This window comes from Alteromonas sp. WD8-37 (genome assembly GCF_055326825.1).
Map to the genome: position 1 here is coordinate 630,085 of NZ_JBUZOV010000002.1, position 13,583 is coordinate 643,667.

Here is a 13,583-nt window from a genome sequence, read left to right on the forward strand (position 1 = left end):
TTAGCTTTCAGCGGTAACCCGGATCCGGGTGACCTGTTTGCTTTGTTGAGTCTGTTTGGCTTGCAGACGCTGGTCGATGGCATTTTTAGCTGCAATCAGCAGCCCCATGCCAATAAACGCGCCGGGCGGTAAAATGGCTAGCAGGAAGGGTTGTTCTGTCTCAAAAACAGTGATGGTCCAGTTACTCGCTATCGGGCCAAATAAGCGGTCTGCGCCAGCCAGCAGGGTGCCATTGCCCAGTAATTCGCGCATGCCGCCTAATAAAACCAGCACCATGGTGAAGCCGGCGCCCATCATCACACCGTCAAAGGCAGCCGGGGCCAGCGCATTTTTTGAGGCAAAGGCTTCGGCCCGGCCGATGATGGCGCAATTGGTCACAATCAGTGGGATAAAGATCCCCAGTGCCAGATACAGCTCGTAGGTAAAGGCATTCATCAACAGCTGGATGATGGTCACAAAGCCGGCGATCACCATCACAAACACCGGGATACGGATTTCGTTGCGCACGATATTGCGCACCAGTGACACTGTGACATTAGAGCCGACCAGCACCGCCAGGGTGGCCAAGCCCAGGCCCAGCCCATTAATCACCGTAGCGGTTACCGCCAACAACGGGCATAACCCCAGCAACTGCACCAGCGCCGGGTTGTTTTTCCACATGCCTTCGACGGTCAGGGTTTTGTATTCACTCATGCTGACTCCTAGGTTTGCGTGCTGTCGGCATAGCAGTTGGACGGGCGGTCAAACAATTGCTTTTGATGTTGCTGCACAAAACTCAGCGTACGGCGCACAGCGCCCACTACCGCTCGTGGGGTAATAGTGGCCCCGGTAAACTGATCAAACTGGCCGCCATCTTTTTTAACCTGCCAGGCTTTGGCATTGGATGGCTGATAGGTTTTGCCGGTAAACGACAAGATCCAGTCGCTTACCGCCAGCTCGATTTTATCGCCCAGCCCGGGGGTTTCCTGATGCTCCAGCGTGCGCACGCCCAGCACGGTCATGCTGGTATCCACTCCCATGACCAATTCAATGTTGCCGCTATAGCCATTTGGCGCAGTGGTTTGTAACACCAGCGCTGTAGGCTCACCTTCGCGCCGTGCCCGATAAACCCGATGGGCTTTAGCCGGGCCCAATGCATTGGCATCAATCAAGGTGCAGTCAGCGTACAGTTCGTTGGTATAGCGATCCTGCGCCACAATCTGATTCAGCAGTGCCTGCAGGCGGGTACGCTGCTGGGTTTCGATCCGATCCCGGGTGCCCACATAGGTCAGGCTGATAAGCGCGGTAGTCACAACTGCAAACACTGCCAGCATCGCGCCATTTTTGCCGATAGTCGGTAACATTACGAGCGCTCCTGTTTTGTGTTGGCTTTCGGGCCATGGCCGTAGGTGCGCGGGCGGGTATAATAATCAATCAACGGCACTGCCATATTCATAATGATCACAGCAAAGGCTACCGCATCCGGGTAACCGCCAAAGGTGCGAATAATCACCAGCCAAAAACCGATAGCCGCGCCAAAAATCAGCCGGCCGCGATCAGTGGTAGAGCCTGATACCGGATCGGTGCAGATAAAAAATGCACCGATTAGCAAACTGCCGTTAAATAAATGGAACAACGGCGAGGCAAATTGATCCATGTCTATCAGGTGCAGGATGGTTGCAAACACCAGGGTGCTGGCAATCATTGAGCCCGGCATATGCCAGTTGATTACTTTGGCTTTGAGCAAATACAGGCCACCGGCCAGATAGGCCAGTGCGACCCAGGACCACCCCGCGGCCAGGCTGGCAGCAAAACCGCCATTAAAGATTGGCGCCTGGAGCGCTTCAGAATAGGTTTGCCCTTCAGCCAGGCCGGTTTTCACCGCATCCAATGGCGTTGCCATGGTCATTCCATCGGCCAGGCTGCGCAACTGGGTAACATCAAAGCCAGCCTGCGTATAGCCGGTGAAAATCAGCATGGCGGTATCAATAAAATCGGGGGCGCTCGGCATCAGGGTGACTGGCGGCAACCACATGGTCATGGCGACCGGGTAAGAAATCAGCAAAATCACATAGGCGACCATAGCGGGATTAAACATATTAAACCCCAGCCCGCCGTAGAGCTGCTTGGCAATGGCAATAGCGCAAAATGCCCCAATCACTGTCATCCACCAGGGCAGCGTAGGCGGAATGCTCACCGCCAATAACAATGCGGTCAATACTGCGCTGTAATCGCTTAAGGCTTTGGCTACCGGCTTTTTGCGCAGCGCCAGAAAGCCGGCTTCGGTGGCCAGTGCGGTGGCCACCGCCAGTACCGATTGAATGATCACACCCCAGCCGAACATCACCGCCTGCATTACCAGTGCAGGCAGCATGGCATAGATGACCAGGCGCATGACCTGGCTGGTGGTACGGGTGACCCGCTGATGGGGGGAGCTGGAAAGGGTTAATTTCATCTAGCTGTTATTCTCATCTTGCTGTTCACGGGCCGCTTTTTTGGCCTTGGCTTTAGCTACCGCAGCGGCAATGCGCTGCTGTTTACTGGAGGCCGCGCTATCCTCAGGCGTATCTGCTGCCTCGGTTTGCTGTTCCTCGGGCGCTTGTTCACGGGCCGCTTTTTTGGCCTTGGCTTTGGCGACTGCAGCGGCAATGCGCTGCTGTTTACTGGTGGCCGCGCTATCCTCAGGCGTGTCTGCTGCCTCGGTTGGCTGCTCCGCTGGTTCTTGTTCACGGGCCGCTTTTTTGGCTTTGGCTTTGGCGACTGCAGCGGCAATGCGCTGCTGTTTACTGGGGGCCGCGCTATCCTCAGGCGTGTCTGCTGCCTCTGTTGACTGCTCTGCTGGCTCCTGTTCGCGAGCCGCTTTCTTCGCCTTGGCTTTGGCTACCGCCGCGGCGACACGTTGTTGCTTAGCTGTTGCTGCACTGTCTGCTGGCTCTTCGGATGTTTCTGAAGTATCAGATGCCGGCGTAAACGAAGCAGTTTGTGCTGACTCCTGTTCGCGGGCGGCTTTTTTGGCTTTGGCGCGGGCCACAGCCGCGGCAGCCCGTGATTTTGCATCAGTGGCAGGCGTATTAGGCTGTGTTTCAGTACTATTTTCCGTATTGGTATCTGGAGTAGCCGGTTCGCTGGCATTGGCCTGAGCTGCTTTTTTCGCTTTGGCGCGGGCTACGGCTGCAGCCGCACGGGATTTGGCGTCAGTGGCGGGAGCCTGACTGTCAGCCGCCGTGCTCGATTCCGCCTGGGCTTTTTTGGCTTTAGCACGGGCCAGGGCAGCCGCAACTTTGTCTTTTGAGCCGCTAGAGCTGGCCGCCGGTGCGGCATTTTGCGCCCGCGCTTCTTTGGCTTTACGGTGTTTTTCTTCGCGTTCGATTTTTTCACGCTCGAGCCGGGCCTTGCGGGCTTCGAAGCGTTCTTTGGCTTTTTCGGCTTTGGCTTTTTCATCGCGCTGCTGGCGAATGCTGGATTTTGCCTGGCGATAATAATGCACCAGCGGGATCTCGCTGGGGCACACATAGGCGCAGGCCCCGCATTCTATACAATCAAACAGATTGTATTCTTCGGTCTTATCAAATTCCTGGGCTTTGGCATGCCAGTACAGCTGCTGGGGCAACAGGGTCGCCGGGCAGGCATCGGCGCAGGCACTACAACGAATACACGCGCGCTCGTTATCGCCATCGGTGAGCTCATCTTTGGCCGGCACCAACAGACAGTTAGTGATTTTTACTACCGGTACCGCGGCATCATTGAGGGTAAAGCCCATCATCGGCCCGCCCATGATAACCTGCGGGGTCGCCTGGCGGCTGCCGTCATAGCCGGCCCAGCCTAATAAATGATTGACCGGGGTGCCCAGTAGCGCCATAGCATTGCCCGGCCGGGTCACGGCCTGGCCGGTCACGGTGACTACCCGCTCAATCAGCGGTTTGCCATGAAAAATGGCATCGGCAATGGCATAGCAGGTGCCCACGTTAAACATCAAAATACCAACATCCGCGGGCAAGCCGTCACGCGGCACCTCGCGCCCGGTGACCACCTGGATCAGCTGTTTTTCGCCGCCGGCCGGGTATTTGGTTGGCACCGCCATCACCCGAATATCCGGGTTTTCCTGGCAGGCAATCTGCATCGCTTCCAGTGCCTTGGGCTTATTATCTTCAATGGCCACGATCACCATCGCTGGATTAACCAGATGGCAAAGCACATCCACGCCCTGGCGGATTTGCCAGGCATGCTCACGCATTAAGCGGTCATCAGCGGTAATATAAGGCTCACACTCGGCGCCATTGATAATGATAAATTCAATATCTTTGTTGCCGCCGGCTTTTATATGGGTAGGGAATCCGGCGCCGCCCATGCCCGAAATGCCAGCATCGCACAAGGTTTCCACCACTTTGGCCACTGGCTGGTCGCGATAATCGGCTAACGGGTGCAGGTCACCCCAACTATCATCGCCATCCGGCACCAGAGTAATGGCTTGCTCGGTCAGGCCACTGGGGTGGGCGGTGACATGCGGGCCGATGGTTTTAATCGTACCAGAGGTCGGCGCATGCACAGGAATGGCAAAGGGGTGCGCACTGGAGGTCAACGGCTGGCCTTTTTTAACCGTATCGCCCACCGCTACACATAAACGCCCTTCGGTTCCAATATGCTGACGTACCGGCAGCACCAGTTCAGGCGGCAGCGGCGGGCGGACAATCGCAGATTCGCTGGTCAGGGATTTGCGATCATCCGGGTGAACACCCCCGGGAAAGTCATATAACTGACCCGCGTCCAGTTTTTCAACAATAGATGTGTAGTCTGGGAACATCATGACGACACCATTTTAATCGGGATGTCACCCTTGGGCGATTTATCAAAATCCCAGGTCCAGGATGACGTAGTAGGCTTCACCGGCACCATATCGATGCAGTCGACCGGGCAGGGGTCTACACACAGATCGCAGCCGGTGCATTCCTCGGTGATCACGGTGTGCATTTGTTTGGCGGCGCCTAAGATCGCATCCACCGGGCACGCCTGGATGCACTTGGTGCAACCGATACATTCATCTTCACGAATGAATGCCACCTTTTTTTCATCCTCGGCGCCGTGCGCTGCATCCAACGGTTTGGCTTCCACCCCCATCAGATTTGCCAGCTTTTTGATCGTAGCTTCACCACCCGGCGGGCACTTATTGATCTCATCGCCGTTGGCAATTGCCTCGGCGTAAGGCCGGCAGCCAGGGTAGCCGCACTGACCACATTGGGTCTGCGGCAAAATTTCATCAATTTGATCCACCAGGGGATCGCCTTCCACCTTAAAGCGAATGCTGGCATAGCCCAACACCAGGCCAAAAATTAAGGCCAGAACGCCAATGGCTAATAATGCTGCTGTCATACCCATTACACTTTCACCAGCCCGCTAAATCCCATGAACGCCAGCGACATCAGCCCGGCTGTGACCATGGCGATAGATGCACCTTTAAAAGGCGTTGGTACATCGGCCGCCGCCAGGCGTTCACGCATCGCGGCAAATAAAATCAGTACCAGAGAAAAACCTAACGCCGCGCCCAGGCCATAGATCAGGCTTTGCATAAAATTGTGTTGCTCGGTCAGGTTCAATAAGGCCACCCCAAGCACCGCACAGTTGGTGGTAATGAGGGGTAAAAAGATGCCCAGCAGGCGATACAGAGTGGGGCTGGTTTTATGCACTACCATTTCGGTAAACTGGACCACCACTGCAATCACCAGAATAAAGGATAAGGTGCGCAGGTAGCCAATACCTAACGGCTGTAATATGTAGGATTCTACCAGATAGCTTGACACCGACGCTAAGGTCAGCACAAAGGTGGTGGCCATAGACATACCGATAGCGGTTTCCAGTTTGCTCGACACGCCCATAAACGGGCACAGGCCTAGAAACTTCACCAGCACAAAATTATTTACCAGCACGGTGCCAACGAGCAGTAATAAAAAATCGGTCATGTCGTTATCAATTCGCTCCGCGTCAAAAAAATTGCCATATAGAGGTATAATGCCAGGCGCATAGGAGCACCCTAAATTTGCGCGGCTATTATCCCTGTTTGTGCAGTGATTAACAACTTGATAAGGCTAAGGTTATTGTACAGTTTGCAGAGAATTATCAAAAACTGTAAGAAAAAGAGGAAGTAAAAGAAATCTAGAAGAGATTAAGAAGTAGCAAGGAACAGATTGGCTCCCCCTCCCCGACTCGAACGGGGGACCTGCGGATTAACAGTCCGTCGCTCTAACCAACTGAGCTAAGGGGGAGCAGATATCTGTTTTGTGTGAAAAGTTGGCTCCCCCTCCCCGACTCGAACGGGGGACCTGCGGATTAACAGTCCGTCGCTCTAACCAACTGAGCTAAGGGGGACCTGCTTTTCAACGGAGCGGAATGTTAAAGACCTACCGTGCGGCTGTCAACAAACTTCCTAAACTTTTTTTCTGATTGCTCAAAAAGTGGCTTTTTTGGGCTGTTTAGCTCAAATTTAAACCTAAGGCAGTGAAAAAATAACTCATAGAAGCCAATTAAATTAAGCCTATTGGCTATAAAGCATTTTTTTCAAAAGCAGACTGTCGGCTTATAGAAAATGCTTCGTTATAACTAAAGTACAGGGTCATGAACAAAAACACTCTTAAATAAGTCTTTATAACTGATAATATATACAGTATTCAATAAAAGTGTCACGTGGAAGCCGCATGTATTCGGTTAGTCTTTACTTACATACTTTGGTCTAAAACCGCCAAAACTACCCGCCAATACTGGTCTTTACGCAGTTATCCACTAAAACTGTGGATAACTATGTTGATAGTGGAATTAAAATCCCGGCTGGGCGCTGATCATCGGCACCATCCGAAGCTATGATCGCAGCGAAGCTTTCACTTAATTCATTTTAAATCAGTTGCTTATGATTTAATTCGCGATCTTTAATTTGATCCGTGCAAGATCTGTTGGACAAGAATTAGCTTGTGTGTTAATTCACCGGGCAATTGTTGAGCACAGTAAAATTCACTGTGATTTGGCTGCTTTTTTACAAAAAGCTAACAATGCTGGCTGCGAGCAGGGGGAGGTAATTCTGCCCGCAGAGGCGTCCATGACCTGCTTAACAGCGGCGATACTCGGGCCAACTCTGCATGTGCTTAAGGAAAGAGGTGATAGCTTCGTAAACAGCCTGACAAAAAAATAACATTGTGCCAGTTTTGCTGATTATTGCTAAAAAGTCGTCGGAACCACGCTTTTATATTATCTGCAGGTTATATACATACAACCAGTTGGAATTGCGACAACCCGTAAAAGATGTGCGTGAAGTTATAATGCCGCACTGCCGGATACCAAATACGCCAGATAACAAAACTGTAATCCTGTGACGGCTTGCAACTTGCCTGACCAATCCCAACATGCTGTCAGGGTCAGCATCCGATAATAGTTGACTATAAACAGCATAAAAGGTGGACCGGTGTGAGTTTCAATGCCAAACGACAAACCAACCAGGCTTCGTCCACCGGGCGAAAATATCCGCAGCCAGCCAAAAGACGGTTTTAAAAGCAGCGTGAGTACTGTGTAATAGGCCTCTTTTGCCAGTCGATAGAGAGTAATGTGAGTAAACCCGCCAAAAACCGTAATGCAAATTTGACCGGCGGCCCGGTGGGCGACACCCTGCGGCGCATGACCATCCCAATGATTGTGGGCATGGTGATGATGATGAGCTTTGGCTTAATCGATACCTTTTTTGTCAGTTTGCTGGGCACCGACCAGTTGGCTGCCATCAGCTTTACCTTTCCGGTGACTTTCACCGTGATCAGCCTGAACATCGGGCTGGGCATTGGCACCTCTGCCATTATTGGCAAGCTACAGGGCGCAGGGGCCACTCAGGATGCCAAATTGCACGCCACCGGCTCGCTCATGCTGTCGGTGATGCTGGTCGGCTGTTTGGCGTTGCTGGGTTATATACTGATCGACCCAATTTTTTATGCGTTAAATGCCAGCGAGCACTTGATGCCTTATATCCATGACTATATGGGCATCTGGTATTTATCCAGTGTCTTTTTAAGTCTGCCCATGGTGGGCAACAGTGTGCTGCGGGCCTGTGGCGATACCCGTACGCCCAGTATTATCATGGCCAGTGGTGGCGCGTTGAATGCCGCGCTGGACCCAATTTTTATTTTCGGTCTGGGACCGGTACCGGCAATGGGGATCCAGGGCGCGGCGGTGGCCACCTTTATTGCCTGGGTGTTTGGTGCCAGCTGGATCATCTGGCTATTGGCGGTGCGCCGGGGGTTAATGGTGCCACGCTGGTTAAGTTGGCCGGAGTTTGTGCACAGCGCCCGGGATGTATTACGCATTGGGCTGCCAGCCGCCGGCGCTAACATGCTGACCCCCATCGCCGGGGCGGTGATGACCGCTTTAGTGGCCACCTATGGTGCAGAAGCTGTGGCGGCCTGGGGCGTAGGCAACCGGCTGGAGTCCATTGCCAGTATTGTGGTGCTGGCGCTGTCGATGACCCTGCCGCCACTAATCAGTCAAAATGTGGGCGCCAATCTGCATACCCGGGTGGAACAGGCGTACCAGGTCACACTAAAATTTATATTGGTATGGCAGCTGGTAGTCTATTTGGTGTTGTGGGCCGTGTCAGACTGGATCGCCGCCATTTTTGCCAACGAACAGGAAGTGGCAGAACTGATCACGCTGTTCTTAGCCATCGTGCCATTGGGCTACGGCTTACAGGGCGTGATCATTTTGACCAATTCTTCCTTTAATGCGATGCATCAGCCGATGACAGCGCTGGTGCTCAGTATCATCCGTCTGTTTGTTCTGTTCGTACCAGTGTCGTACGCCGGCAGTCTGCTGTTTGGGATCCCGGGCCTGTTTTGGGGCAATGTGATTGCCAATGTCTTAATGGCCACCATTTCGTACTTTGCCTTTAAACAGGCGTTGAACAAACAGCGCGCCGCTCCAGAGCCACATGAGGAAACCAGTTCATTATGAGTCGAGGGTTCGAATTAAAATCCAACTATCAGCCAGCCGGAGATCAGCCCAAAGCCATTGAGGCGTTAATTGATGGCCTGGACAGCGGACTGGCCGGGCAAACCCTGCTTGGGGTCACCGGGTCGGGCAAAACCTTTACCATGGCCAATGTGATTGCCTCGGTACAACGTCCCACTTTGATCCTGGCGCATAACAAAACCTTGGCGGCGCAATTGTATGGCGAGATGAAAGAGTTCTTTCCCAACAACGCGGTGGAATATTTTGTTTCGTATTACGATTATTACCAGCCTGAAGCCTATGTGCCCAGCACCGACACCTTTATAGAAAAAGATTCGTCTATCAATGATCATATTGAGCAGATGCGGTTATCCGCCACCAAGGCATTGATGGAGCGTCGCGATGTAGTGATTGTGGCCAGTGTATCGGCCATTTATGGCCTGGGCGATCCTGAATCCTACATGAAAATGCTGCTGCATTTACGCCAGGGCGATACTATGGATCAGCGCGATATCTTACGCCGGCTGGCCGAGCTGCAGTATAGCCGTAATGATTTGGCCTTTGAGCGCGGCAATTTTCGGGTCCGCGGCGATGTGATTGATATTTTTCCTGCCGACTCAGAAAAGCAAGCAGTGCGGGTGGAATTGTTCGATGAAGAAATTGATAAAATCAGTCTGTTTGATCCCCTGACCGGCGCGGTGGAAAAAACCGTGGCGCGGGCAACAGTGTTCCCGAAAACCCATTATGTAACGCCGCGGGAAAAGATTTTAGAAGCCATCGAAAATATTAAGGTGGAACTCAAAGAGCGTAAAGATCAGCTGAAGTCGGTCAATAAACTGTTGGAAGAGCAGCGCATTTCCCAGCGCACCCAGTTTGATATTGAAATGATGCTGGAGCTGGGTTACTGCTCGGGGATTGAAAACTACTCACGTTATCTGTCCGGCCGGGCGCCGGGCGAGCCGCCACCAACCCTGCTGGATTACTTTCCGGCTGACGGTTTGATGTTTATCGATGAGTCCCACGTGACCGTCTCCCAGGTGGGCGCCATGTACAAAGGCGACCGCTCGCGTAAAGAAACCCTGGTGGAATACGGCTTTCGCTTGCCCTCTGCGCTGGATAACCGGCCGCTGAAATTTGAAGAATTTGAACAGATCCGCCCGCAGACCATTTATGTGTCGGCCACCCCCGGCAAATATGAAATGGAAGAATGTGGCGGTGATATTGTTGAACAGGTGGTGCGACCCACCAGCCTGCTGGATCCGGAGATTGAGATCCGGCCGGTGGCGACTCAGGTGGATGATGTATTATCTGAGATCCAGGCCCGGGTAAAAGTGGACGAGCGAGTGCTGATCACCACGCTGACTAAGCGCATGGCCGAAGATCTCAGTGAATATCTGAATGAACATGGCGTGAAAGTGCGCTATCTGCATTCGGATATCGACACTGTGGAGCGCATGGAAATCATTCGCGACCTGCGACTGGGCAAATTTGATGTGCTGGTGGGGATCAACCTGCTGCGGGAAGGCCTGGATATGCCGGAAGTGTCTCTGGTGGCGATTCTGGATGCCGATAAAGAGGGCTTTTTGCGGGCTGAGCGCTCGCTGATCCAAACCATTGGCCGGGCCGCCCGGCATATTAATGGTCGTGCCATCCTATATGGCGATACCATCACCAAGTCGATGCAAAAAGCCATTGATGAAACCAATCGCCGGCGGGAAAAACAGCAGGCATATAATGAAGAGCATGGCCTGACACCACAGCGCCTGAACAAACCCATTACCGACATCATGGATATCGGGGATGGCAGCAGTGATGGCAGTGGCAAGGTCAAAATGCGCAAGGTCAGCGAGAAGAAAAAAGCCAGCGGTCCGGCCAGTGCCACAGATATCATGGCCAAAATCACCGAGCTGGAAAAGCAAATGTTCGAATATGCCCGTGAGTTGGAGTTCGAAAAAGCCGCCTCGCTGCGCGATGATATTGAGCAATTACGTAAACAAATTGTAGCTGTCTCTTGAGCCATGGCCCGGGCTTGCGTATCGGTGAAAATACTCTTTTCACCGGCAAGCTCGAAAGTCTTTTTGCCGACAAGTTGAATAAACTTTGAAAATCCCGTTGTAATCCCTTTCGCTGTTGCCTATGATAGATTTTTGAGTATCTATAACTATACCTATAAGTGATGGTGCCTTCATGTTAAATCGTTTACAAGAGTCGGATATCAAGCTGCTGCGCGTTTTTTATGCAGTGGCCAGCTGTAACGGATTTACAGCGGCTGAACCGGTGCTTCGTATGCAGCGCCCTAATATCAGCGCGGCGATCAAAAAATTAGAAGAACGTCTCGACCTGGTGTTGTGCCATCGTGGCCGGGGCGGCTTTCAGATGACCAAAGAAGGCGAGGTGGTTTTTCAGGAAACTAAACGCATCTTTAATGCTTTTGACAATTTTGTGTTTAACCTGAAATCACTACACGATGATTACTCCGGCCATATCACGTTGGTGATGATGGCCGGGCTGCCGTTGTCTGTGCAACTGGCCATCAGTAAGGCGGTCAAAAGCACCATGAAAAAGTTTGATGATATTCATGTGAATATTCAAACCCGTCTGTATAACGAAGTGGAGCACGTAGCGCTATCCGGCGAATGCCACTTGGTGGTGTCGACCTATGACATGGTCAAGCCGGAGTCAGTGACCTTTCACCCCATCGGGGTCAAATGTAAAGGCCGCCTGTATTGCTCGCCCTCCCATCCACTGGCTAAATATCGCGATACGCCGCTGCCAGACGACGTTAAAATCGAAGATTTTCCGGCCATTGGTTTGTCGGGCTTATCATCGGGCAATTACATTGAAGATGACCGCCGGCTGGCTATCCAGACTTTTTCGGATTCGTACGATGCAGCGATGTCAGCCATCATGACCGGCGAATACATCGCCTTGTTGCCGGATTTTATTGCCAAAGAGCAGGGCGCTAGCCTGGGTCTGGTACCCATTGCCCAGGGTTCGATGTTTAACTTTGAGCATGAGCTGTTTGTGATGAACGGCAAAAATACCCGGTTAAACCCGGTGCTGCGGCATTGTATAAAAGAGCTGAGCTATTTTATCTCTGAAAGCCAGAAATAAACCTGGAGCCTGCTAACAAAAAAACGCCTGCTTGATGCAGGCGTTTTAGTATTGGGATGAAGGTAACAAGCTGCCGGCTTATTGTTCGTAGGGCAGGGGGTCGGTGGCATTGTTTTCAGCAAACGCTTGCAAGCGTTCCTGACAGGCGCCGCATTTGCCACATGCCTGTTCACGCCCGTTATAACAGGTCCAGGTTTCAGCGTAGTCCAGGCCCATGGCCAGACCATCCTGCAAGATCGCGGTTTTGCTCACATCCAGGTAGGGGGTCATGATCTCCACCGGCGTGTAATTGGCGATCTGGCACACATCATTCATCTTTTTGACAAACTCAGGGCGGCAGTCCGGGTAGATAGCATGGTCGCCAGAATGGGCACCATAATAAACCTTGGTGGCTTCTAATGACACGGCATAGCCTACCGCCAGCGACAATAAAATCATGTTGCGGTTTGGCACCACGGTGGTTTGCATGGTGGGCTCATCATAGTTGCCTTCCGGCACCTCTACATCGCTGGTCAGCGCCGAGCCGCCCACCAGGCTGTTGATAGCCGAAATATCCACGACCTTGTGCGCGATGCCTAAGCGCTGGCACACCCGCGCGGCATAATCGAGCTCTTTTTTGTGGCGTTGTCCGTAATTGAACGACAACGCATGAGGCGTCTTGCCTTCCTGCATTGCTTTATTAAGGACGGTGTAAGAGTCCATCCCACCCGAATAGATGACCACAACCTGTTCAGACATAAAAAAAACCTTGGCGCAAAATTATGACCGCAACTTTCAACGAATCTTGATAAAATTGCAAGAGATGATGAATTTAAGGGGGCGCAATTGAGCCTGACACAACTAAGCATCAATGAGATGTTCGAAACCATTCAGGGCGAAGGCTTCCATACCGGCGTCCCATCCATATTTGTTCGCCTGCAAGGTTGCCCGGTGGGCTGCCCCTGGTGTGATACCAAACACACCTGGACCCTGGACGAGGCGTTTTTAACCACCGCGGACAAGGTACTGACCAAACAGCAGGAAAGCGAAGCGTTCTTTCATTCTGACGGCCAGGATATTCTGGCGTTGTTTGCTGCGCAGGGCTACACCGCCCGGCATGTGGTGATCACCGGTGGCGAGCCGTGTATGTACGACCTGACTGCTTTCACCCGCTTGTTGCACGATAACGGCTTTTCCACCCAGATTGAAACCAGCGGCACCTATGAGGTGCGCTGCGATGCCGCCAGCTGGGTCACTGTCTCGCCCAAGGTCGATATGAAAGGCAGAATGCCAGTACTGACCAGCGCGTTACAGCGAGCCGATGAAATCAAACATCCGGTAGCCATGGAAAAACACATTGCGGAGCTGGATGATTTGCTGGCCCGGCTGCAAGGCAAGCTGCCCGCGCACATCTGTTTGCAACCTATTAGCCAGCAGCCGCGCGCCACCGAGCTTGCAATTAAAACCTGCATTGCGCGAAACTGGCGGTTATCTTTGCAAACGCATAAATACATCGGGATCGAGTAAGCCCGAACACTAGG

Annotated in this window: 11 protein-coding genes and 2 tRNA genes; 4 read left to right on the top strand and 9 right to left on the bottom strand. The window is 52.6% G+C overall.

The window, feature by feature from the left end:
• The 8 genes from ACTUJZ_RS08245 to ACTUJZ_RS08280 all read right to left on the bottom strand — a co-directional run bounded on the left by ACTUJZ_RS08245 (window position 1) and on the right by ACTUJZ_RS08280 (window position 6,339).
• On the bottom strand, window positions 1–693 hold the full coding sequence (locus ACTUJZ_RS08245) for an electron transport complex subunit E (RefSeq protein ID WP_463635816.1): 693 nt from the start codon (window positions 691–693) through the stop codon (window positions 1–3).
• An 8-nt stretch (window positions 694–701) separates the two neighbouring features.
• Window positions 702–1,343: an electron transport complex subunit RsxG gene (gene rsxG / locus ACTUJZ_RS08250; protein ID WP_463635817.1), complete on the bottom strand. Its 642-nt coding sequence runs from the start codon at window positions 1,341–1,343 to the stop codon at window positions 702–704.
• Window positions 1,343–2,434: an electron transport complex subunit RsxD gene (gene rsxD, locus ACTUJZ_RS08255; RefSeq protein ID WP_463635818.1), complete on the bottom strand. Its 1,092-nt coding sequence runs from the start codon at window positions 2,432–2,434 to the stop codon at window positions 1,343–1,345. Before rsxD ends, rsxG begins: the two co-directional genes overlap by 1 nt.
• Window positions 2,435–4,780, bottom strand: coding sequence for an electron transport complex subunit RsxC (rsxC, locus tag ACTUJZ_RS08260; RefSeq protein ID WP_463635940.1), 2,346 nt, complete (start codon window positions 4,778–4,780; stop codon window positions 2,435–2,437).
• Window positions 4,780–5,352, bottom strand: a complete 573-nt coding sequence (rsxB, locus tag ACTUJZ_RS08265) for an electron transport complex subunit RsxB (protein ID WP_463635819.1) — start codon at window positions 5,350–5,352, stop codon at window positions 4,780–4,782. Before rsxB ends, rsxC begins: the two co-directional genes overlap by 1 nt.
• Window positions 5,352–5,933 carry an electron transport complex subunit RsxA gene (gene rsxA, locus ACTUJZ_RS08270; RefSeq protein WP_463635820.1) on the bottom strand — a complete coding sequence of 194 codons (582 nt, stop codon included), beginning with the start codon at window positions 5,931–5,933 and terminating at the stop codon, window positions 5,352–5,354. Before rsxA ends, rsxB begins: the two co-directional genes overlap by 1 nt.
• A 226-nt stretch (window positions 5,934–6,159) precedes the next feature.
• Window positions 6,160–6,236, bottom strand: a tRNA-Asn gene (locus ACTUJZ_RS08275).
• Between the two features lie 26 nt (window positions 6,237–6,262).
• Window positions 6,263–6,339: transfer RNA gene (locus tag ACTUJZ_RS08280), tRNA-Asn, on the bottom strand.
• Between the two features lie 1,224 nt (window positions 6,340–7,563).
• Here ACTUJZ_RS08280 and ACTUJZ_RS08285 point away from each other — a divergent pair.
• The 3 genes from ACTUJZ_RS08285 (at window position 7,564) to ACTUJZ_RS08295 (ending at window position 12,063) form a co-directional block, all read left to right on the top strand.
• Complete coding sequence (locus tag ACTUJZ_RS08285; RefSeq protein ID WP_463635821.1) at window positions 7,564–8,952, top strand: MATE family efflux transporter; 1,389 nt, start codon at window positions 7,564–7,566, stop codon at window positions 8,950–8,952.
• The gene (gene uvrB, locus ACTUJZ_RS08290) at window positions 8,949–10,964 is read left to right on the top strand and encodes an excinuclease ABC subunit UvrB (protein ID WP_463635822.1); all 2,016 of its coding nucleotides are present in this window, start codon (window positions 8,949–8,951) and stop codon (window positions 10,962–10,964) included. The genes ACTUJZ_RS08285 and uvrB overlap by 4 nt, the downstream gene beginning before the upstream one ends.
• A 172-nt stretch (window positions 10,965–11,136) precedes the next feature.
• Window positions 11,137–12,063 carry a LysR family transcriptional regulator gene (locus ACTUJZ_RS08295; protein WP_463635823.1) on the top strand — a complete coding sequence of 309 codons (927 nt, stop codon included), beginning with the start codon at window positions 11,137–11,139 and terminating at the stop codon, window positions 12,061–12,063.
• 78 nt (window positions 12,064–12,141) lie between these two features.
• Here ACTUJZ_RS08295 and queC read toward each other — a convergent pair whose 3' ends face one another.
• A complete protein-coding gene (gene queC / locus ACTUJZ_RS08300; protein ID WP_463635824.1) occupies window positions 12,142–12,801 on the bottom strand; it encodes a 7-cyano-7-deazaguanine synthase QueC in 660 nt (219 codons plus the stop codon).
• Between the two features lie 93 nt (window positions 12,802–12,894).
• On the opposite strand from queC, the gene queE reads away from it, so the two are divergent.
• Window positions 12,895–13,569, top strand: a complete 675-nt coding sequence (queE, locus tag ACTUJZ_RS08305; protein ID WP_463635941.1) for a 7-carboxy-7-deazaguanine synthase QueE — start codon at window positions 12,895–12,897, stop codon at window positions 13,567–13,569.
• Window positions 13,570–13,583: the final 14 nt, after the last annotated feature.

Excerpts from the sequence above, each read along its gene's own strand:
- queC (WP_463635824.1), bottom strand. The coding sequence starts at position 12,801 with ATGTCTGAACAGGTTGTGGTCATCTATTCGGGTGGGATGGACTCTTAC.
- ACTUJZ_RS08245 (WP_463635816.1), bottom strand. The coding sequence starts at position 693 with ATGAGTGAATACAAAACCCTGACCGTCGAAGGCATGTGGAAAAACAAC.
- uvrB (WP_463635822.1), top strand. The coding sequence starts at position 8,949 with ATGAGTCGAGGGTTCGAATTAAAATCCAACTATCAGCCAGCCGGAGAT.
- rsxD (WP_463635818.1), bottom strand. The coding sequence starts at position 2,434 with ATGAAATTAACCCTTTCCAGCTCCCCCCATCAGCGGGTCACCCGTACC.
- rsxG (WP_463635817.1), bottom strand. The coding sequence starts at position 1,343 with ATGTTACCGACTATCGGCAAAAATGGCGCGATGCTGGCAGTGTTTGCA.
- rsxA (WP_463635820.1), bottom strand. The coding sequence starts at position 5,933 with ATGACCGATTTTTTATTACTGCTCGTTGGCACCGTGCTGGTAAATAAT.
- rsxB (WP_463635819.1), bottom strand. The coding sequence starts at position 5,352 with ATGGGTATGACAGCAGCATTATTAGCCATTGGCGTTCTGGCCTTAATT.
- ACTUJZ_RS08295 (WP_463635823.1), top strand. The coding sequence starts at position 11,137 with ATGTTAAATCGTTTACAAGAGTCGGATATCAAGCTGCTGCGCGTTTTT.
- rsxC (WP_463635940.1), bottom strand. The coding sequence starts at position 4,780 with ATGTTCCCAGACTACACATCTATTGTTGAAAAACTGGACGCGGGTCAG.